Here is a 19,960-nt window from a genome sequence, read left to right on the forward strand (position 1 = left end):
TAGCCGTCAAGCGAGCGCGCGCATCAATAGCCGCCGCTGCTGCCGCTCGTGCCGCTGTTGCTCGCGCCCGACGAATTCATGTCGCCGGTGGACTGACACGCGCTCAACGACAACGAAGCTAACCCTAGCGCCACGATCACGAATACGGCCGATACCAGTCTGGACACTTTCATGAAGACCCTCCTGTATGGACTACGCCACGCGTGACGCAGCCATGCGTTGAATGGACAAATCATGCGGAATCGCGCGATGCCGGCGGCGGATGCCGCAGCCTTGCGTGCGATGCCTGACTGATAAACGCTCACGACATGCGCTTTATTCCGAAGCATCGGCCATTTATTACCTGTTCGCCTTCGGTCTTGCTTCCGTCTTACCCCCGACCTTGCTCCGACGAACACGCCCAGCGCGCGGCGTGCTCGTTGCGCGGCATGTTCATTGCGCGCCGCAACGTTGGATGGCGCGCACTGCGAAGCAGGATTTCGTAACTCAACGTTACACATGGACTTTAGAGGATGCTTCCGCGCTCACAAGTGGTTATAGTGGGCGTCAGTCAGTTCGCGTTTGGCGCCCGTCGTGCCGGCCCGCGGCCACAACGGGTAAAATCCCCGGCGAACAACCGATTTTCTATACACAATTGTCCATGCCTCCCGCAGAATCGCATCCGCAAAACGACTTCATGAACGCGGCGCGCAAAGAACGCAAGCGCGTCGAAATTTACCTCGTCAACGGTATCCGGTTGACGGGCTGCATCGAGTCGTTCGATCAGTACCTGGTGATGCTGCGCACGCCCGTCGGGCTGCAAGGCATCTACAAGCGCGCCATTTCGACGATCCAGCTCGATACGGGCTCGCGTCCCGCGCCGCGCGCGGGCGGACGGCCGTCGCATGGCGAACACGCCGCGCGCGGACCGCACGGCGCGCGCGAGCATCGCGAGCCGCGCGAACAGCGCGAGCCGTATGGCGGCGCGCCGCAAGCGCCGTCGGACCGGTCGTCGTCGGACGGCCCGGTGGTTGTCACGCGCCGCCGACGTCTGTATGGCACGGGCAACGATCAGGGCAACAACGGCGGGAACGCCGAATAAGCGGCTCAGGCGGCCTGATAGGCCCGCCCGTAACCATGCTGCAATGCGCCGGCTCAATAACGGCGTGATAGCGGCTCAATTAACCACCGGACAAACGGTCAAACAGGTCGCCGAACACGCGACGACACGTCGAACCGGCGCGCGCGACGCGCCGGCATTTCACGCAACGGACGAGCCGGCGCCATCGGCCAGCTGCTTCAGCATCCTCTCGATCCGTACGCCCTGCGCGGTCAGCTCATAGCCGCCCTTCACTTCCAGCACCCTGCGACGCCAGTAACACGCGTTGAGCCGGCGCATCATCGGCTGACGCGTCGCCCATTCCAGATGCTGAAGTTCCGATTCGACGACGTGCGTCGCGTTCAGGCGCTGTCTACTGCGATATCCGTCCGCTTGCATGGGTCTCCCTTGCATGTCCGCCGCGACCGGCTCGCTGCGAGCGCCGCCGTCCCGATGCGCTAAGAACGAATCGTCAGGCGAGAAATTCCATCGGCCTGTATCGGATTGCCTTTTCTGCCTGTTGCCACTTCCTGACGCTTTTGCCGATCACGAATGACAGTGAGCGAGCGCGTCGAGCGAGCATGCGCATCGTCCTATGCCATCCGGCCAGGCGGTCGCATTCGCGCGATTGAGCTATTCTGATTGCTCGATACCGTCGTATGTCATAGCGGAGCACGTCATGCCGAACACGAAGCCGAAAGCACCTAAGCCAGCCGAGGAACCCCACACCATGGAAGAACGCCTCGACGAGGCGCTCGAAGAAACCTTTCCCGCAAGCGATCCCATTGCCGTCGATCCCGAAGAAGCCGACGAAGGAAGCCATCAGCGCAAGCAAAAGAAGTCGCGTTGAGCGGATGGTCGCCGTCAAACGGGAGCGAGCGGTCCGCAGCGCGCGGCAAAACCGCGCGCGCGGTCCAAGCGTTCAGGCAACGCCCGCCTTGGACACGTGAATGACCGCGTGCATGTGCATGTTTTTTCGCGAGGCTGATCCGCGCATGAGGCGTTAATGAGCCTCGAATGAGCCGTTAATGAGCCGCGAACAAGCCGTGAACGATCCGTGAACAATCTGCGAATGAATCCGTAAACAAGCCGCGAAGCGGTAGAAGGCCCACGCGGCTCGCACGAATGGCGTACCGAATCAGTGCGCAGGCAACCCGCTTTCGAGTTGCCGCTGCAGATCGCGCACCTGGCGCTGCGCGGCGCGCAGCTGTTCCTGCGCCTGCGCCTTTTGCTGTGCCAGCGAGGCCGCTTCCGCGCGGGTCTGCTGCTGCATGCTGTTGACGATGCTCTGCTGCTCGTGCGCGACATTCAGGTCGGCTTGCAGACGATTCGCGCGCTCCTGCGACAGCGCGACGAGGCGATCCGTATACGCCTTTTGCGCTTCAAGTCTCGTGCGGCGAATTTCGATGTCGGACAGTTGCGCCGTCTGACGCGCGAAGTCGCGATAGATCTGCTCGGCACGTGCGTCGTCCTGCGTCTTGATGACGCGCCAGAAGTTCTTCTGCTGGAACAGCGCGACGTAGTACGTCAACTCTTTCGCGTTGAACAGCAGGCTGGCCCCGTAGCTGCCGTTGTACGTCGTGCGCAATTCGGCCATGTCGCTGCCGTGGATCATCTGTTGCAGTTCCGCGACATTGCCCGTCGCGGACTGCTTCGCCTCGTCGGGCGTGAGTGCAAACGTTTGACTCGCCGACGCGGCGGGCGCTGCAGTCGTGCCCGCTTGCGTGACGACGGCGGTCGCTGCCGTGGCGGCAACTACCGCGCCGTTTTCCTCTGCAGCTTGCGCGTATGCCCCATAAACAGCCCCGAAAAGAATGCATGCCGACAGCGCAACGTGTCGAACTTTCGACTTCTGGTCCATGTGATTCTGCCCGTATCGTGTTGTAGTTTTGCAAAACCGGCTGATTATTACTCACTTTCGCCAGTTTCGGGTTCCTCCTTGAAAATCGGCTGCTTGCACATCTTCCTCCGTGGCACGTTGCGGCTAGTCCCGCGACAGCGCGCTGTGTCCTGGCGACGATTACGCGGCTGCGTTTGGCCATGTTCCGTTTGCTGCGGTCGACGAACATGCCCGCCGCACTCTCGTTGGGTACGGGTTGGCGCTGCACGCGATCGTCAGTAGCCGGCGGAGCCGCGCCGCGTCCCACGCGCCGATCTGCCGCATGCTCGTGCCGATCCATTCGGCGAGGTTGCGCAGCTTGCGCACGTTGCTGGGGAAGTACGTATAGGCGAAGGCGTCCGCGACGCCAGTACCGGGATCGGGCAATGTCGCGAGCCGCAGACGCCCACGACGGACGCGATGAACGCCTTCAGGCTCGCGCTCTTGCCGACGCCGCCCCGCTCTTGCACCGACGGTATCCCTTATGCGCCGACAGCGCCACAAGAGCGAGTCGAAGAGCCCGCCTGAGATCGCGCCGCCGTTCACCGCGATGTACGGTCCCTCTCCGTAGCGCAAATGTCTTTCGTGCACCTGCAGTTGCGCGATATGCTCCTTGCCGGCATCCGTTTCACCATGCCCGAGCCTCGGGTATCGCAGTCGGCGAATGATTTTGTTCGGCACGCAACGCTATCAGCCGGGCTGACACATCGGCGATTCGGGCTGGAACGCATCGTTCGAAACCAATCGCGCGGTCGGTCGCGCTGGGTTCATGTATCCGCGCACGCTCACGCCGTATATGTCGTTCGACATGGCGCGCGTCTATCCGCATACGGGTACGCCGCAACCGAACAGCTTGTCATACGTTGCGATCGGCTTTCGGCTCTCCGACGCAAAGTACTCTCTCTCTTTCCCCGGCGAAAGCGCTCAGCGCCGCGCCCATCGAAAGCGCGTCGCGCAGTCCGCGCATCAACGCGACGTCTCGTATCAGTTGAACTGACGGCGGCATCGCAACCATGAAGCGCTCGCAAACCGGCGGCTTCGAATAGAGGCTTCACTATCAAACGACGCGCACGCTTTCACGTATTCTGCGCTCTCCGACGCAGCACATTAAAGGCAGGCGCCGCCTCGCATCGATGTCCACATCGGCGCCGCGCGAGTCCCGATCGCGACGATTTTCAACAAGGAGGAAGACGATGACATCACTCACCCAGCGCGCGCGTTCCGCGTTCGGCAAGACGTTGAAACAGGCGGCCGTCGCGGGCGTGCTGCTCGGCGGCGCCGTCACGGCATTCGCGCAGGCCGACAGTCCCGTCGGCACATGGCAGACCATCGACGATCACACGGGCCAACCCAAGGCACTCGTGCAGATCACGCAGGACGCAAACGGCACGCTGAGCGGCAAGGTCATCAAGGGGCTCAATCCGAACGATCAGCCCGACCGCCGCTGCACCGCCTGCACGGACGCGCGCAAAGACCAGCTGATTCTGGGCATGACGATCATCAACGATATGAAAAAGGACGGCGACAACTGGGATGGCGGGCAGATTCTCGACCCGGAGAACGGCAAGCTCTACAAGTGCAAGATGCACGTCGAAGACGGCGGGCAAAAGCTCGTGGTGCGCGGCTATATCGGTGTATCGCTGCTGGGACGTTCGCAAACGTGGATCCGGCAGAACTGATGCAGTAGCGCGGCGCTTCGCTCCTGGTAGCGAAGCATGAACGCAAAAAAGCCGGCCTGGCGATCACTCTCTCCAGGCCGGCTTTTCGTTATCGCATGCGTTCAATTCATTGGATCCGTCAAGCCGCATTCATGAAGGGACTGGCGTAGTCGAATGCCAGCGGCGACGTTGCGGATGCGCACGGCGGCGGGAACAGTAGTGTGGCGGGCGTGATCGGCTGCGCCGTGGTTGCATCGTTTTCGGCTGCGGTGGCTGCGTTCGGCGCGTGGATGCGCATGCGTGCTTCCATCGTGTTGCACAGTTCACTGCCGGCATCGCCGAACAGCTGGTCCATTACACGTTTTAGCACGCCTGCCTTGTGCCATGCCTTGAATCGGCGGTGGCAGGTTTGATACGACGGGTATTTGCGCGGCATTGCGGACCAGGTGGCGCCGCTATAGATCACCCAGAGCACGCCATTGAGCACGGAGCGGGTGTTGGCGAGCGGACGGCCGCGCAACTCGGAACGCGGGCGCAGTTCCGGCAGCAGCGGCGCGACCTGGTGCCATTCTTCGTCGGTGATGTCACGGTAAGGGGTCATAGTTCCTCCTTCATCAAGGGTGCCTCGACGATATAGAGTTGACCCATTACCGGATATCAGACCAATCCGAATCCTGAAAATGCACGGCTAGCCGCTGCCGTAAGGGTCAGCGCGGGTTGCGCTATCCCAAACAGTACGCCGTTCGAAAGAAATCGATCAGGTGAGCGATGTATCGACGATCCGTCGCGGCGCATCCAGGTATTCCTGCGACTGCATCTCGACGATACGCGAGACCGTGCGAGTGAACTCGTTGGCCATCGGCCCTTCCGTGTAGAGCGCTTCGGGCTCCACGGCCGCCGACATCAGCAGCTTGACCTTGTGATCGTAAAAGACGTCGATGAGCCACGTGAATCGTCGCGCTTCCGACTGCATGCGCGGCGTCATCTGCGGGATGCCGGAAAGGATCACCGCGTGGAAGCGGCTTGCCAGTTCGAGGTAATCGTTCTGCGAGCGCGGGCCGCCGCACAGCGTCGAGAAATCGAACCAGACGACGCCGTCCGCGCGCCGCAGCGCCTTCAGCTCGCGCTTCTCGATATGCAGCAGCGGGCTTTCGTCGGGCACGGCCGCGAGCTTCGCGAACGCATCGCGCAGCGCCTTGTCGGCGGCGGCGCCGAGCGGCGTGTGATACACCTCGACCTGCGACAGCGTGCGCCTGCGGTAATCGATGCCGGCGTCGACATTGACCACGTCCAGCTTACTCTTGATCAGCTCGATCGCGGGCAGCAGACGGTCGCGATGCAGGCCGTCGGGATACAGCGTGTCGGGATCGTAGTTGGACGTCATCACGAACTGCACGCCGTTCGTGAACAGGCGGTCGAGCAGGCGATACAGGATCATCGCGTCCGCGATATCGGACACGTGGAACTCGTCGAAACAGATCAGCCGGTAGCGCTTCGCGATGCGCCGCGCGAGTTCGTCGAGCGGATCGGCCTGCCCCTTGAGTTCTTCGAGTTCGCGATGCACCTCTCGCATGAACTCGTGAAAATGCAGACGCGTCTTACGCACGAGTGGCACGACTGCGTAGAAGCTGTCCATCAGGAAGCTCTTTCCGCGCCCCACCCCGCCCCACATATAGACGCCCTTCGGCAGATCAGGGTGCATGATCAGCTTCATAAAGGCATTCGGACGACGCGCCTTATACGCAGTCCACTCTTCATAGCACCGCTGCAGACGATCGACGGCAGCGCGTTGCGCAGGATCGGATTCGTATCCCCGTGTCTGCAATTCCTGTTCGTAGTATTCGGTGACGTTCATTATGTGACGCAGCAATGAAGAAGGCGGGAGGGGTTGAACCCACCCGCCTTCGTCGTGATTCGCGTTTGCCCGGATAAGATTCCGGGCAGAAGCTTCTTACATATTCAGCGCGCGCTTGTCGACGGCGAGCGCCGCTTCACGCATCACTTCAGACAGCGACGGGTGCGGATGGCAGATACGGCCGATGTCTTCCGACGCAGCCTTGAACTCCATCGCCACCACGGCTTCGGCGATCAGATCCGACGCGTTCGCGGAGATGATATGCACGCCTAGCAGTTCGTCCGTCTTAGCGTCGGCGATCATCTTGACGAAACCATCCGCCTTGTTGATGCCGAGCGCGCGGCCGTTGGCCATGAACGGGAACTGGCCCGACTTGACCTCGCGGCCTTCCGCCTTCAGCTGCTGTTCCGTCTTGCCGACCCACGCGATTTCCGGTTCCGTGTAGATGACCCACGGAATGCAGTTGTAGTCGATGTGCGGCTTCTGGCCGTCGATGATCTCGGCCACCAGCACGCCTTCGTCCTCGGCCTTGTGCGCGAGCATCGGGCCGCGCACCACGTCGCCGATCGCGTACACGTTCGGCACCGACGTCGCGCAGTGGTCGTCCACGTCGATGAAGCCGCGCTCGTTTGCCTTCAGCCCGATCGCTTCGAGGCCCAGGTTGTCCGTGTTCGGCACGCGGCCGATCGACACGATCAGGCGGTCGGCGTCGAGCGTCTGCGCGTTGCCGTCCTTGTCCGTGTACGCAAGCGACACGTTGTTGCCGTTGTTCTTCACTTCGCCGACCTTCACGCCGACGTGAATGTCGAGGCCCTGCTTCTTGAACTGCTTGGCGGCTTCCTTCGCGAGCGCCTGGTCGGCGGCGCCGAGGAATTCCGGCAGCGCTTCGAGCACCGTCACGTCGGAACCCAGACGGCGCCACACCGAGCCCAGCTCGAGACCGATCACGCCAGCGCCGATCACGGCGAGCTTCTTCGGCACTTCGGTGAACGACAGTGCGCCTTCGTTGTCGGCAATGATCTTGTTGTCGACGGGGACGTTCGGCAGATGACGCGCCTTCGAGCCCGTCGCGATGATCACGTTCTTCGCCGTGACCACTTCCGTTTCGCCTTCGCCCGACACCTCGATCTGCACGCCGGCGTCCGTCTTGCCCGTGAACTTGCCGTGGCCCTTGAGCCACGTGATCTTGTTCTTGCGGAACAGGAACTCGATGCCCTTCGTCATCTTCTCGACGATGCCTTCCTTGCGGGCCAGCATCTTCGCGATATCGACCTTCACGTTTTCCACGCTGATGCCGTGGTCCGCGAGGTGATGCGACGCGTTCTCGAACTCTTCCGACGACGCGAGCAGCGCCTTCGACGGAATGCAGCCCACGTTCAGGCACGTGCCGCCCAGCTTCAGCGCGCCGGCCGGGTTCTTCCACTTCTCGATACAGGCAACCGTCTTGCCGAGCTGCGCGGCGCGAATGGCTGCGATATAGCCGCCGGGACCGGCACCGATCACGACGACGTCAAATTCTTTGGACATGACTATCCTTTTGATGACTAGCCGACGCGGCCGCGCTTCGCGGCGCGCGTGGCTTCAGGTACTGCGGAGATGCGAGAGGCCCTGTCCTCATATCGCGACGGCAGGCCGCGGTTTCAAGCCGCGGCCGCGTCGCGAGACAGGCATTACAGGTCGAGCAGCAGACGAGCCGGGTCTTCCAGCGCGTCCTTCATCGCGACCAGCGAGAGAACGGCTTCGCGGCCGTCGATGATACGGTGGTCGTACGACAGCGCCAGATAGTTCATCGGGCGGATCACGATCTGGCCGTTTTCGACAACGGCGCGTTCCTTCGTCGCGTGCACGCCGAGGATCGCCGACTGCGGCGGGTTGATGATCGGCGTCGACAGCATCGAGCCGAACACGCCGCCGTTCGAGATCGAGAACGTGCCGCCCGTCATTTCTTCGATCGACAGCTTGCCGTCACGTGCCTTCGCGCCGAATTCGGCGATCTTCTTCTCGATGTCGGCGAGGCTCATCTGATCCGCGTTGCGCAGGATCGGCACCACCAGACCGCGCGGCGAGCCGACTGCGATACCGATGTCGAAGTAGCCGTGATAGACGATGTCGTTGCCGTCGATCGACGCGTTCACCAGCGGGAACTTCTTCAGTGCGTGGACAGCCGCCTTCACGAAGAACGACATGAAGCCGAGCTTCACGCCGTGTTCCTTCTCGAACTTGTCCTTGTACTTGTTGCGCAGATCCATCACGGGCGCCATGTTCACTTCGTTGAACGTCGTGAGGATGGCGTTGGTCTGCTGCGACTCGAGCAGGCGCTCGGCGATACGCGCGCGCAGACGCGACATCGGCACGCGCTGTTCCGGACGGTCCTTCAGCCACTGCTCGGCCGATGCCGGCGCGCCGACTTGCGGCAGCGACGGCTTCGCGGCGCGCGCGGGCGCTGCTGCCGGTGCCGGCGCAGCCTTCGCAGCCGGTGCCGCGGCGCCTGCGCCCAGCACGTCCTGCTTCGTGATGCGGCCGTCGCGACCCGTGCCGGCGACGTCGCCTGCTGCGAGGCCCTTCTCAGCCATGATCTTCGTCGCAGCCGGCGATGCCGTCGCGCTTGCGCCCGCAGCCTGCGCGGGAGCGGCAGCCGCCGCTGCCGGCTCGGCTTGCGGAGCCGGCTTCACTTCGGCTTCGACGGCTGCTTCGCCCGGCTTGCCTTCCGTGTCGATCTTCGCGATCACTTCGTCGGCGACCACGATGTCGCCGTCGTTCTTGATGACTTGCGCGAGCACGCCCGCCGACGGGGCCGGCACTTCGAGCACGACCTTGTCGGTTTCGATTTCGATCAGGATTTCGTCCTGGGCGACGGCTTCGCCCGGCTTCTTCTTCCACTGCAGCATCGTCGCTTCCGAGACCGACTCGGACAGCTGGGGAACCTTGACTTCAACAATAGCCATTTGATTTCTCTGAATACGTATCGGATGACAACGAACCTTGTGCGAGCCGCGTCTGATTGGTGCGCGTGAATATCGCGCTTACATGGGTGTTTCAGACGCGGGGCGGGAAAGCGCTCAGCGCTTTCCCGGTTCGCTCTCTTTGGTTATTTAACGATGGTCGCGCCTTTCAGGCGGCCAAACGCGCCTTCGATCAGCGCCTTCTGCTGCTCGTAGTGCTTCGCGTAGTAGCCGACAGCCGGCGAGGCAGAAGCGGGACGGCCGCTGTACGCGAGCTTCTGTCCTTCCTTCATGCCTTCGTGCAGGTGATGCTCGATGTAGAACCACGGGCCCTGATTCTGCGGCTCGTCCTGCACCCACACCACTTCGGTTGCGTTGTCGTACTTCTTCAGTTCGGCTTCGAACTGCTTGTGCGCGAACGGATACAGCTGTTCGATACGGAAGATCGCGACGTCCTGCGCCTTCGCTTCGCGGCGATGCGCGACGAGGTCGTAGTACACGCGGCCCGAGCAGACCAGCACGCGCTTGACCTTCTTCGCGTCGATCGAGTCGTCCGTTTCGCCGAGCACCGGCTGGAACGATCCCTTCGCGAGTTCCGATAGATCCGACACGGCTTCCTTGTGCCGCAGCAGCGACTTCGGCGTAAAGACGATGAGCGGCTTGCGGAACAGGCGGATCATCTGACGGCGCAGCAGGTGGAAAATCTGCGCCGGCGTAGTCGGCTGGGCGACCTGCATGTTGTGGTCTGCGCACAGCTGCAGGAAGCGCTCGATACGCGCCGACGAGTGCTCCGGACCCTGGCCTTCGTAGCCGTGCGGCAGCAGCATCGTCAGGCCCGACACGCGGCCCCACTTCACTTCGCCCGACGAGATGAACTGGTCGATCACGACCTGCGCGCCGTTCACGAAGTCGCCGAACTGCGCTTCCCACGCGACGAACGTGTTCGGTTCAGCCGTCGAGTAGCCGTATTCGAAGCCGAGCACGGCTTCTTCCGACAGCACCGAGTCGATCACCGTGAACTTCGCCTGGTTTTCAGCGATGTTCTGCAGCGGAACGTACGTGCCACCGTCCCAGCGCTCGCGGTTCTGGTCGTGCAGCACCGCGTGACGGTGCGTGAACGTGCCGCGGCCCGAGTCCTGGCCCGTCAGACGCACGGCATAGCCCGATGCGACCAGCGATGCGAACGCCAGATGCTCGCCCATGCCCCAGTCGAGGGACGCCTCGCCACGGCCCATCGCGCGGCGATCGTTGATCACGCGCTCGACGAGCGGGTGCAGCTTGAAGCCTTCCGGAATCGTCGTGATGCGCTCGGCCAGACGCTTCAGCTCGGCGAGCGGCACGGCCGTGTCGGCGGCATCCGTCCACTTGCGGTTCAGGAACGGCACCCAGTCGACCGCGTACTTGCTCTTGTAGTTCGACAGGACGGGGTCGACCGTGTGGTGGCCTTCGTCCATCGCCTTGCGGTACGCCTTGACGAACTCATCGCCTTCCGTGGCGGTGATGACGCCCTGCTGCACCAGCTTTTCGGCGTACAGCGCGCGCGTGCCGGGGTGCTTCGCGATCGTCTTGTACATCAGCGGCTGCGTGACAGCCGGCGTGTCCTGCTCGTTGTGACCCAGCTTGCGGAAGCAGATGATGTCGAGCACGACATCCTTGTGGAACTGCATGCGGAAGTCGATGGCCAGTTGCGTCGCCAGCACGACGGCTTCCGGATCGTCGCCGTTCACGTGCAGAACGGGCGCCTCGATCATCTTGACGACGTCCGAGCAGTACAGCGTCGAACGCGCGTCGCGCGGATCGGACGTGGTGAAGCCGATCTGGTTGTTGATGACGATGTGCAGCGTGCCGTGCGTGCCGTAGCCGCGCGTCTGCGCGAGGTTCAGCGTTTCCATCACGACGCCCTGGCCTGCGAAGGCGGCGTCGCCGTGGATCTGCACGGGCAGCACCTGCAGGCCCTGCTCGTCGCCGCGGCGGTCCATGCGGGCCTTCGCCGAGCCTTCGACCACCGGGTTCACGATTTCGAGGTGCGACGGGTTGAACGCGAGCGACAGGTGAACCGGGCCGCCTTCCGTGGCGATATCCGACGAGAAGCCCTTGTGGTACTTCACGTCGCCTGCCGGCAGGTCGTCGACGTGCTTGCCTTCGAACTCGGCGAAGAGGTCCGCCGGCATCTTGCCCAGCGTGTTGACCAGCACGTTCAGACGGCCGCGGTGCGCCATGCCGATGACGATTTCCTGCACGCCGAGCTTGCCGGCGTGGTGCACGACTTCGTCCATCGACGCAATAAAGCTTTCGCCGCCTTCCAGCGAGAAGCGCTTCTGACCGACGTACTTGGTGTGCAGGAAGCGCTCGAGACCTTCAGACGCCGTCAGGCGGTTCAGGATGTGCTTCTTCTTCTCGTTCGAGAAGTTCGGCGTCGAGCGGATCGACTCGAGCTTCTCCTTCCACCAGCGCTTTTGCTCCGGATCGCTCAGGTACATGTACTCGGCGCCGATCGTGCCGCAGTACGTGTCGCGCAACGCCTTGACGATGTCACGCAGCGAAGCCTGCTCGAAACCGAAGTACAGGTTGTTCGTGTTGAACACCTGGTCCATGTCGGCTTCGGTGAAGTCGTAGAACGCGGGTTCGAGCTCGGGAATGTTCGGACGTTCGCGGCGCTTCAGGGGATCGAGGTTGGCCCATTGCGAGCCGAGGAAGCGATATGCGCCGATGAGGGACTGCACATAGACTTGCTTTCGCGCGGTGGTGAGATCTTCTCCGGCGACTCGCGGAAGGAACGCATTGGCCTTCGCGCGTTGAGCAAACGATTCGACGATCGGGCCGTGGGCCACATCGTTGGCTGCGGTGCCGTCCGATGCAGGGACGTTCTGCAATGCGTCGAAATAGTTGCGCCAGGTCTCGGGCACTGACGCGGGATTGTCGAGATATGCTTCGTACAACTCTTCTACGTACGGAGCGTTGCCGCCGAACAGATACGAGTTCGACTGGAATTGCTTCATCATTTTACGCTCACCTTTCTTCGAGCTTCTCGAGAAATAGCGGGTTACTGAACCTTCCGCGACACGGCCTGACCGTTTAGCGGATTGCGCGAATCAAGTCTTGCTTGGAAGGACCTAAAACTTGCATTCGCGGGAGCATATCACATAACCCATGGTTGATATAGGACAGCTCCCAATTGAAATCCCCGTCTGACGGGGCTCTGCGGCAAGTTTTATGCTTTCGCAACAGTCTTTGCCACACTGCGCAAGAATATTTTAAGCACATATTCGAATACCGTCCGACGAGGTGCCGCGCGCAATGCAAAAAGCCGCCCGAAGGCGGCTTTTTGGTTCTTTGCTGATGTCGAACGCATGCCCATAGGGCACGCGCGCTTAGCTGGCTGCTGCTTCTCGGCTCGCGCGGCGGCGCTCGTGTTCCTTCAGGTGGCGCTTGCGCAGACGGATGCTTTGCGGCGTCACTTCGACCAGTTCGTCGTCGTCGATGAATTCGACCGCGTATTCCAGCGACATCTGGATCGGCGGAACGAGACGCACGGCTTCATCGGTGCCCGACGCGCGCACGTTGGTCAGCTGCTTGCCCTTGATCGGGTTCACGACGAGGTCGTTGTCGCGGCTGTGAATGCCGATGATCATGCCTTCGTACAGTGCGTCGCCCGGCTTCACGAACATGCGGCCGCGATCCTGCAGCTTCCAGAGCGCGTAGGCGACAGCGGCGCCGTCGTCCTGGGAGATCAGCACGCCGTTGCGGCGTTCGCCGAGCGACCCCTCCTTCAGCGGCAGGTACTCGTCGAACACGTGGCTCATCAGCCCCGTGCCGCGCGTGAGCGTCATGAACTCGCCCTGGAAGCCGATCAGGCCACGCGCCGGGATGCGGTATTCCAGGCGCGTGCGGCCACGGCCGTCCGACGCCATGTCCAGCATTTCGCCCTTGCGACGGCCCAGTTCTTCCATCACGCCGCCCTGGTGCGAGTCTTCGACGTCGACCGTCAGCAGTTCGTACGGCTCGTGCTTCACGCCGTCGATTTCCTGCAGCACCACGCGCGGACGCGACACGGCCAGCTCATACCCTTCGCGGCGCATGTTCTCGACCAGAATCGTGAGATGCAGTTCGCCGCGACCCGACACTTCGAACACCGTTTCGTCGCCCGTGTCCTTCACCCGCAACGCGACGTTGTGGTTCAGCTCCTTCATCAGACGATCACGAATCTGGCGGCTCGTCACGAACTTGCCTTCCTTGCCCGCGAGCGGCGACGAGTTGACCAAAAAGTTCATCGTCAGCGTGGGTTCGTCGACGGTGATCATCGGCAGCGCTTCGGGATTGTCCGGCGCGCAGATCGTCGCGCCGATGCCGACGTCTTCGATGCCGTTGATCAGCACGATGTCGCCCGCTTGCGCTTCGTCGACCTGGACGCGCTCCAGGCCCTTGAACGACAGCACCTGGTTGATCTTGCGGTTCAGGATTTCGGCTTCCGGACCGAAGCGCAGCGCGACCTGCTGCCCTGGCCGGATGCGGCCACGCGTGATGCGGCCCACGCCGATACGGCCGACGTACGTCGAGTAGTCGAGCGACGTGATCTGCAGTTGCAGCGGACCGTCAGGATCGGCCGGGCGCACGGGCACGTGCTCGAGAATCGCTTCGAACAGCGGGCGCATGTCGCCGTCACGCACGCTCGGATCGAGACCGGCGTAGCCATTCAGGCCCGACGCGTAGACGACTGGGAAGTCGAGCTGCTCTTCCGTCGCGCCGAGCTTGTCGAACAGTTCGAACGTCTGGTTGATCACCCAATCGATGCGCGCGCCCGGACGGTCGATCTTGTTGACCACGACGATCGGCTTCAGGCCCAGCGCGAGCGCCTTCTTCGTGACGAAACGGGTTTGCGGCATCGGGCCTTCGACGGCGTCGACGAGCAGCAGCACCGAGTCGACCATCGACAGCACGCGCTCCACTTCGCCGCCGAAGTCGGCGTGGCCTGGGGTGTCGACGATATTGATGTGCGTGCCTTCGTATTCGACGGCGCAGTTCTTGGCGAGAATCGTGATGCCGCGCTCTTTTTCGATGTCGTTCGAGTCCATCACCCGTTCTGCGATCTGCTGGTTTTCGCGGAAGGTGCCGGACTGGCGGAGCAGCTGGTCGACGAGCGTGGTTTTGCCGTGGTCGACGTGAGCAATGATGGCGATGTTGCGGAGAGCGCGGGACATAGGAACCTGGAGACGCTGGATAGGAGTGGAGTGCGCCACCTGCCCAGCCACTTCGCCAAGCCCAAAGCGCACTTTTGGGAACCGAAGATTATAGCACGCGTCGGTGACGCGTTTCTGGCATTCCCCGATGGCGCGCCCCAATATCTCGGTAACACAACGCATCTGCCTGACCGCCCGCGACGCCGGCGAGCCTTCCGCCGACTTTCACCCAGCGCGAGATAGATCCTTGCCTAAGCTGTAATAACGCTTGCCGCGTCAATTAATCGATTCTACAATCGTGCATAGTCAACCATTGCAGTCGCACGAGAATCATGACCGAACCGTCCAACACGCCGTCGCCTGAGGTCAGCGAATACCAATTGGGCGAAAGCGTCGGCTATCTGATTTCGCGCGTGAAATCGGCGCTGTCGAACCTCGTGACGCAACGCACGATGGCCGAACTCGGCATCACCAGCCAGCAGGCCAGCGTGCTGTTCATGGTCGGGAGCGGCAAATGCCTGCTGGCGGCGGAGCTGGCGCGCGAGTATGGCATCGACGCGAGCGCGGTCACGCGCCTCGTCGATCGCCTCGAGAAACGCGGGCTGCTCACGCGGGTACGCAGCGACGAAGACCGGCGCGTCGTCCGGCTTGCGCTGACGGCCGAAGGCCACGCAATCGCCGCGCGCATGCCGGCTGTCTTCACGGGCGTGACGGAGAAGTTGCTATCCGGTTTCTCACCGGAGGAAACAGGATTCCTCAAGAGTCTTCTGAGGCGAGTCTTGGCAAATAGCTGTGAATTACTTGGCGAAAACCGTGACTCGGCAAGCAATGCCGATAGCAAATCGTAAGAAATTAGTTGCACCGTCCATTAAAGAAAAAATGCCATTACACGCAGAGAGTCCAGCGATGAAATTCCTGACGACGCGCGCGCGCGCATCGTCGTCCCGGGCGGCCGTCGCCGCCTTCGCGGCGCTGGCCCTGGCCGGCTGCGCGAACTACTTCGGTCTGAAGGACGACAAGCAGATCGCGCATAGCTCGCAGTTCGAGTCCGCGCAGAGCCTGCCCGCCGAAGGCGGCCAGTGGCCGACGCTCGACTGGGCAAATCAGTTCGGCGATTCCCAGTTGCCTCAGCTGATCTCGGAAGCACTCGAAGGTAATCCGTCGATCGCGCAGGCGCAGGCCCGCATCGCGAAGGCATCGTCCTATATCGAGTCGTCGAAATCGGCGCTGTATCCGAAGGTCGAAGGCAGCTACTCGTGGACGCGCGAGCTCTATTCGGCAAATGCCCTGTTCCCGCCGCCCTTTGGCGGCACGTGGTTCAGCGAAAACAATGTGCTCGCGAGCGCCTCTTGGGATCTCGACCTCTGGGGTAAGAACCGTGAGCGGCTCGGCCAGGCCGTTTCTCAGGAAAAAGCGGCCGAAGCGGACATGCAACAGGCTCGCGTGACGCTCGCCGCGTCCGTCGCGCGCACGTACAACTCGCTCGCCCAGCTCTATGCGCTGCGCGACATCGCCGAGCGCGAGATCAAGAACCGCCAGACGGTCGGCTCGATCACGAGCGGCCGTGTCGCCGCCGGTCTCGATACGAACGTCGAGCGCCAGACGGCGAACGGCAACATCGCGACCAGCCAGTCGAACCTCACCGAACTCGACGGCCAGATTACGACCACGCGCTACCAGCTCGGCGCGCTGCTCGGCAAGGGCCCGGACCGCGGCCTGCAAATCGCCAAGCCCGTGTTCAATCCGGGCGGCGCCGTCAAGCTGCCGGACAACGTGCCCGCCGATCTCGTTTCGCGCCGTCCCGACATCGTCGCCGCGCGCTGGCAGGTCGAAGCCGCGATGCACGACGTGAAGGAAGCGAAGGCCGAGTTCTTCCCGGACGTGAACCTCGCTGCCGCGTTCGGCTTCGACGCATTCGGCTGGAGCCGCTTCCTGACGTCATCGAGCCGCCAGATCCAGTTCGGCCCCGCGATCCATCTGCCCATCTTCGACGCCGGTGCGCTGCGCTCGCAACTGAAGGGGCGCTACGCCGACTTCGACCTGGACGTCGCGAATTACAACCAGACGCTGATCAACGCGCTGTCCGACGTGGCCACGCAGATTTCATCGATCCGCTCGATCGACCGGCAGCAAGGCGATGCGCAACGCGCGCTGGATGCGTCGACGAAGGCGTACGAACTCGCCGTGATCCGCTACAAGGCAGGACTCTCGCCGCAACTGCAGGTGCTGAACGCCGACGAGAACCGCCTCGCCGCGGAGCAGACGGTGACGAACCTGAAGATGCGCCGCCGCGACTTGCAGATCGCGCTGATCAAGGCGCTCGGCGGCGGCTTCGACGCGACGCAGACGGGCCTTGTTGTGCCGACGGATGTGCCCGCATCGTCGGCATCCGCATCCGCATCCGCGGCCCACGCGCCGAACTGAGCGCGCGAAGCGAGCAACCCACACGCACAGCACCTTGCGATCCGAATAAACGATACAGACTGACAGAATCCGGAGCCTATTCATGAGCACGCCCCAACAACCCGCTAACGCGCAGCCGGCCAGCAACGGCAAACGCAAGCGCATGATGACGCTGCTCGTCATCGTGATCCTGATTGCCGCGATCGCGTACGGCCTCTACTACTTCCTCGTCGCACGCTTCCACGAGGACACCGACGATGCGTACGTGAACGGCAACGTCGTGCAGATCACGCCGCAGGTCACGGGCACGGTGATCGCCGTGAACGCTGACGACACGCAAACCGTCAAGTCCGGCGATCCGCTCGTCGTGCTCGATCCCGCCGATTCGCGCATCGCGCTGCAAACGGCGGAAGCGAATCTTGGCCAGGTCGTGCGCCAGGTGCGCGGCCTCTACGCCGACGACAGCCAGTACCAGGCGCAAGTCGCCGTTCGTCAGGCCGATCTGTCGCGTGCCCAGGACGACTTGAAGCGCCGTATGACCGTCGCGCAAACGGGTGCCGTGTCGCAGGAAGAAATCTCGCACGCACGCGACGCCGTGAAGAGCGCGCAAGCCGCGCTCGACGCCTCTCAGCAGCAGCTTGCGTCCAACCGCGCGCTGACGGCCAACACGACGATCGCGAGCCACCCGAACGTGCAGGCGGCGGCCGCCAAGGTCCGCGACGCCTATTTGAACAACGCGCGCAACACGCTGCCCGCGCCCGTCACGGGCTACGTCGCGAAGCGCTCGGTGCAGGTCGGCCAGCGCGTGTCGCCGGGCAATCCGCTGATGGCGATCGTGCCGCTCAACGCCGTGTGGGTCGACGCGAACTTCAAGGAAGTGCAGTTGAAGCACATGCGCATCGGCCAGCCCGTCGAACTGACGGCGGACGTCTACGGCTCGTCGGTGAAGTATCACGGCAAGGTGGTCGGCTTCTCGGCGGGCACGGGCTCGGCGTTCTCGCTGCTGCCCGCGCAAAACGCGACGGGTAACTGGATCAAGGTCGTGCAGCGTCTGCCCGTGCGTATCGCGATCGATCCGCAGGAGCTCGAAAAGCATCCGCTGCGCATCGGCCTGTCGATGCAGGTCGACGTGAGCATCAAGGACGACACGGGCGGCGAGCTCGGCAGCGCACAGAACACGGTCTATCAGACCAACGTCTTCAACAAGTACGGCGACGAAGCGGACGCGGAAATCGCCCGCATCATCTCGGAAAACGCAGGCCCGAACGCCGGCGTGCAGCAGAAGGCGGCGTCCGGCTCGAAGGCCACGCCCAAGCTGATGTGAGCGGCGTCCATCTGCAAACAACAAGGTTCGAACAATAGATGGCTCAGGCTCAAGCGCACGTCCCTCATCCGCCGCTCGAGGGCGCGCAACTGGTGATCGGCACCATCGCGGTGTCGCTCGCCGTTTTCATGAACGTGCTGGACACGTCGATCGCGAACGTCTCGATTCCGTCGATTTCGGGCGACCTCGGCGTATCCGCCGATCAGGGCACGTGGGTGATCACGTCGTTCGCGGTCGCGAACGCGATCTCCGTGCCGCTGACGGGCTGGCTCACGGACCGCATCGGCCAGGTGCGGCTCTTCATGGCGTCGATCGTGCTGTTCGTGATCTCGTCGTGGATGTGCGGTCTCTCGCCGAATCTGCCGTTCCTGCTCGCGTCGCGCGTGCTCCAGGGCGCGGTCGCCGGTCCAATGATTCCGCTTTCGCAGACGCTGCTGCTCGCGAGCTATCCGCGCGCGAAGGCGCCGATGGCGCTCTCGATGTGGGCGATGACGACGCTGATCGCGCCCGTCGCCGGTCCGATTCTCGGCGGCTGGATCTCGGACAACATCTCGTGGCCGTGGATTTTCTACGTGAACATCCCCGTCGGCATCGTCGCCGCGGCCGCGACGTGGGCGATCTTCCGCAACCGCGATTCCGTCATCAAGAAAGCGCCGATCGACATCGTCGGGCTCGTGCTGCTGATCACGTGGGTCGGCTCGCTGCAGGTCATGCTCGACAAGGGCAAGGACCTCGACTGGTTCTCGTCGACGACGATCGTCGTGCTCGCGCTCACCGCGGTGATCGCGCTGGCGTTCTTCATCGTATGGGAGCTGACGGACAAGCATCCCGTCGTCGACCTGTCGCTCTTCAAGCTGCGCAATTTCACGGGCGGCACGGTGGCGCTCGCGATCGGCTACGGCCTGTACTTCGGCAATCTCGTGCTGCTGCCGCTCTGGCTGCAAACCGACATCGGCTACACGGCGACGGACGCCGGCCTTGTGATGGCGCCCGTCGGCGTGTTCGCGATCCTGCTGTCGCCGCTGACGGGCAAGATCCTGCCGCGCACCGATCCGCGCTATATCTCGACGGCGTCGTTTCTCGTGTTCGCGCTGTGCTTCTGGATGCGCTCGCGCTACACGACGGGCGTCGACACGTACTCGCTGATGCTGCCGACGCTGATTCAAGGCATCGGCATGGCGGGCTTCTTCATCCCGCTCGTGTCGATCACGCTGTCGGGTTTGCCGGGCAACCGGATTCCTGCCGCGTCCGGGCTGTCGAACTTCGTGCGGATCATGTGCGGCGGCATCGGCACGTCGATCTTCGAGACCGCATGGGACCATCGCTCGATCCTGCATCACGCGCAGTTGACCGAGCGCGCGAACGCGTACAACCCCGTGTTCGACCAGTCCGTCACGCAGATGGGCGGCGTCGGCTTGAACCAGGCGCAAGCGTACGGGCTCTTCAACTCGATGACGACACAGCAGGCCGCGCAACTCGGCGTGAATGACCTGTTCTATGTGTCGGCGGGAATCTTCGTTGCGCTAATCGCGCTGATCTGGGTCACGCGTCCCGAACGCGCGGCGAGCGGCGACGCGAGCGCAGCGGCTTCTGCGGCACATTGATTTTGCTGGTTGCGGGCTGACGCCCTGATTCGTCAGGGCA

17 protein-coding genes and 1 pseudogene are annotated in these 19,960 nt (G+C 62.9%); 8 read left to right on the forward strand and 10 right to left on the reverse strand.

Going from position 1 to position 19,960, the window contains the following annotated elements:
• Positions 1–23 precede the first annotated feature (23 nt).
• Complete coding sequence (locus AABE10_RS18680; RefSeq protein ID WP_342934735.1) at positions 24–173, reverse strand: hypothetical protein; 150 nt, start codon at positions 171–173, stop codon at positions 24–26.
• A 467-nt stretch (positions 174–640) separates the two neighbouring features.
• On the opposite strand from AABE10_RS18680, the gene hfq reads away from it, so the two are divergent.
• Entirely contained in the window at positions 641–1,081 is a 441-nt protein-coding gene (gene hfq, locus AABE10_RS18685) for an RNA chaperone Hfq (RefSeq protein ID WP_342934736.1), read from the forward strand.
• A gap of 159 nt (positions 1,082–1,240) precedes the next feature.
• Here hfq and AABE10_RS18690 read toward each other — a convergent pair whose 3' ends face one another.
• Positions 1,241–1,477, reverse strand: coding sequence for a hypothetical protein (locus AABE10_RS18690; protein ID WP_342934737.1), 237 nt, complete (start codon positions 1,475–1,477; stop codon positions 1,241–1,243).
• Between the two features lie 280 nt (positions 1,478–1,757).
• Between AABE10_RS18690 and AABE10_RS18695 the strand changes: the two genes are divergently transcribed.
• On the forward strand, positions 1,758–1,928 hold the full coding sequence (locus tag AABE10_RS18695) for a hypothetical protein (RefSeq protein WP_342934738.1): 171 nt from the start codon (positions 1,758–1,760) through the stop codon (positions 1,926–1,928).
• Between the two features lie 288 nt (positions 1,929–2,216).
• Here the strand turns inward: AABE10_RS18695 and AABE10_RS18700 are convergent, their stop codons facing one another.
• Together AABE10_RS18700 and AABE10_RS18705 are read right to left on the reverse strand one after the other, a co-directional pair.
• Positions 2,217–2,939 carry a DUF2968 domain-containing protein gene (locus tag AABE10_RS18700; RefSeq protein ID WP_342934739.1) on the reverse strand — a complete coding sequence of 241 codons (723 nt, stop codon included), beginning with the start codon at positions 2,937–2,939 and terminating at the stop codon, positions 2,217–2,219.
• 159 nt (positions 2,940–3,098) lie between these two features.
• Entirely contained in the window at positions 3,099–3,638 is a 540-nt protein-coding gene (locus AABE10_RS18705) for a hypothetical protein (RefSeq protein ID WP_428983349.1), read from the reverse strand.
• Here AABE10_RS18705 and AABE10_RS18710 point away from each other — a divergent pair.
• Together AABE10_RS18710 and AABE10_RS18715 are read left to right on the forward strand one after the other, a co-directional pair.
• Positions 3,625–3,954 (forward strand): annotated as a pseudogene (locus tag AABE10_RS18710) (ShlB/FhaC/HecB family hemolysin secretion/activation protein); the annotation flags it as partial. The gene AABE10_RS18705 and the pseudogene AABE10_RS18710 sit on opposite strands and share 14 nt — an antisense overlap.
• A 196-nt stretch (positions 3,955–4,150) precedes the next feature.
• Entirely contained in the window at positions 4,151–4,636 is a 486-nt protein-coding gene (locus AABE10_RS18715; RefSeq protein WP_342934740.1) for a DUF2147 domain-containing protein, read from the forward strand.
• A gap of 118 nt (positions 4,637–4,754) precedes the next feature.
• On the opposite strand, the gene AABE10_RS18720 is transcribed toward AABE10_RS18715, so the two are convergent.
• The 6 genes from AABE10_RS18720 to typA form a co-directional block, all read right to left on the reverse strand.
• Positions 4,755–5,216, reverse strand: coding sequence for a transposase (locus AABE10_RS18720; protein WP_342934741.1), 462 nt, complete (start codon positions 5,214–5,216; stop codon positions 4,755–4,757).
• Positions 5,217–5,372: 156 nt separating this feature from the next.
• Positions 5,373–6,470 carry a cell division protein ZapE gene (gene zapE, locus AABE10_RS18725; RefSeq protein ID WP_342934742.1) on the reverse strand — a complete coding sequence of 366 codons (1,098 nt, stop codon included), beginning with the start codon at positions 6,468–6,470 and terminating at the stop codon, positions 5,373–5,375.
• Between the two features lie 96 nt (positions 6,471–6,566).
• On the reverse strand, positions 6,567–7,997 hold the full coding sequence (lpdA, locus tag AABE10_RS18730; RefSeq protein WP_342934743.1) for a dihydrolipoyl dehydrogenase: 1,431 nt from the start codon (positions 7,995–7,997) through the stop codon (positions 6,567–6,569).
• Positions 7,998–8,140: 143 nt separating this feature from the next.
• A complete protein-coding gene (gene odhB, locus AABE10_RS18735) occupies positions 8,141–9,415 on the reverse strand; it encodes a 2-oxoglutarate dehydrogenase complex dihydrolipoyllysine-residue succinyltransferase (RefSeq protein WP_342934744.1) in 1,275 nt (424 codons plus the stop codon).
• A 143-nt stretch (positions 9,416–9,558) separates the two neighbouring features.
• The gene (locus tag AABE10_RS18740) at positions 9,559–12,414 is read right to left on the reverse strand and encodes a 2-oxoglutarate dehydrogenase E1 component (RefSeq protein WP_342934745.1); all 2,856 of its coding nucleotides are present in this window, start codon (positions 12,412–12,414) and stop codon (positions 9,559–9,561) included.
• 369 nt (positions 12,415–12,783) lie between these two features.
• Entirely contained in the window at positions 12,784–14,610 is a 1,827-nt protein-coding gene (typA, locus tag AABE10_RS18745; protein WP_342934746.1) for a translational GTPase TypA, read from the reverse strand.
• Positions 14,611–14,921: 311 nt separating this feature from the next.
• Here typA and AABE10_RS18750 point away from each other — a divergent pair, with 311 nt between their 5' ends.
• The 4 genes from AABE10_RS18750 to AABE10_RS18765 all read left to right on the forward strand — a co-directional run bounded on the left by AABE10_RS18750 (position 14,922) and on the right by AABE10_RS18765 (position 19,920).
• Positions 14,922–15,437 carry a MarR family winged helix-turn-helix transcriptional regulator gene (locus tag AABE10_RS18750; RefSeq protein WP_342934747.1) on the forward strand — a complete coding sequence of 172 codons (516 nt, stop codon included), beginning with the start codon at positions 14,922–14,924 and terminating at the stop codon, positions 15,435–15,437.
• Positions 15,438–15,495: 58 nt separating this feature from the next.
• Entirely contained in the window at positions 15,496–17,013 is a 1,518-nt protein-coding gene (locus tag AABE10_RS18755) for an efflux transporter outer membrane subunit (RefSeq protein WP_342934748.1), read from the forward strand.
• Between the two features lie 82 nt (positions 17,014–17,095).
• A complete protein-coding gene (locus tag AABE10_RS18760) occupies positions 17,096–18,316 on the forward strand; it encodes an EmrA/EmrK family multidrug efflux transporter periplasmic adaptor subunit (RefSeq protein WP_342934749.1) in 1,221 nt (406 codons plus the stop codon).
• A gap of 38 nt (positions 18,317–18,354) precedes the next feature.
• A complete protein-coding gene (locus AABE10_RS18765) occupies positions 18,355–19,920 on the forward strand; it encodes a DHA2 family efflux MFS transporter permease subunit (protein ID WP_342934750.1) in 1,566 nt (521 codons plus the stop codon).
• The last annotated feature ends 40 nt before the right edge of the window (positions 19,921–19,960 follow it).

Source organism: Paraburkholderia diazotrophica (assembly GCF_038900755.1).
Taxonomy (GTDB): Bacteria; Pseudomonadota; Gammaproteobacteria; order Burkholderiales; family Burkholderiaceae; genus Paraburkholderia; species Paraburkholderia diazotrophica_A.

Coding starts and splice junctions, on each gene's coding strand:
- typA (WP_342934746.1), bottom strand. CDS start 14,610: ATGTCCCGCGCTCTCCGCAACATCGCCATCATTGCTCACGTCGACCAC.
- AABE10_RS18720 (WP_342934741.1), bottom strand. CDS start 5,216: ATGACCCCTTACCGTGACATCACCGACGAAGAATGGCACCAGGTCGCG.
- AABE10_RS18680 (WP_342934735.1), bottom strand. CDS start 173: ATGAAAGTGTCCAGACTGGTATCGGCCGTATTCGTGATCGTGGCGCTA.
- AABE10_RS18765 (WP_342934750.1), top strand. CDS start 18,355: ATGGCTCAGGCTCAAGCGCACGTCCCTCATCCGCCGCTCGAGGGCGCG.
- AABE10_RS18740 (WP_342934745.1), bottom strand. CDS start 12,414: ATGATGAAGCAATTCCAGTCGAACTCGTATCTGTTCGGCGGCAACGCT.
- AABE10_RS18760 (WP_342934749.1), top strand. CDS start 17,096: ATGAGCACGCCCCAACAACCCGCTAACGCGCAGCCGGCCAGCAACGGC.
- AABE10_RS18690 (WP_342934737.1), bottom strand. CDS start 1,477: ATGCAAGCGGACGGATATCGCAGTAGACAGCGCCTGAACGCGACGCAC.
- AABE10_RS18715 (WP_342934740.1), top strand. CDS start 4,151: ATGACATCACTCACCCAGCGCGCGCGTTCCGCGTTCGGCAAGACGTTG.
- zapE (WP_342934742.1), bottom strand. CDS start 6,470: ATGAACGTCACCGAATACTACGAACAGGAATTGCAGACACGGGGATAC.
- lpdA (WP_342934743.1), bottom strand. CDS start 7,997: ATGTCCAAAGAATTTGACGTCGTCGTGATCGGTGCCGGTCCCGGCGGC.
- AABE10_RS18695 (WP_342934738.1), top strand. CDS start 1,758: ATGCCGAACACGAAGCCGAAAGCACCTAAGCCAGCCGAGGAACCCCAC.
- AABE10_RS18700 (WP_342934739.1), bottom strand. CDS start 2,939: ATGGACCAGAAGTCGAAAGTTCGACACGTTGCGCTGTCGGCATGCATT.
- odhB (WP_342934744.1), bottom strand. CDS start 9,415: ATGGCTATTGTTGAAGTCAAGGTTCCCCAGCTGTCCGAGTCGGTCTCG.
- hfq (WP_342934736.1), top strand. CDS start 641: ATGCCTCCCGCAGAATCGCATCCGCAAAACGACTTCATGAACGCGGCG.
- AABE10_RS18750 (WP_342934747.1), top strand. CDS start 14,922: ATGACCGAACCGTCCAACACGCCGTCGCCTGAGGTCAGCGAATACCAA.
- AABE10_RS18755 (WP_342934748.1), top strand. CDS start 15,496: ATGAAATTCCTGACGACGCGCGCGCGCGCATCGTCGTCCCGGGCGGCC.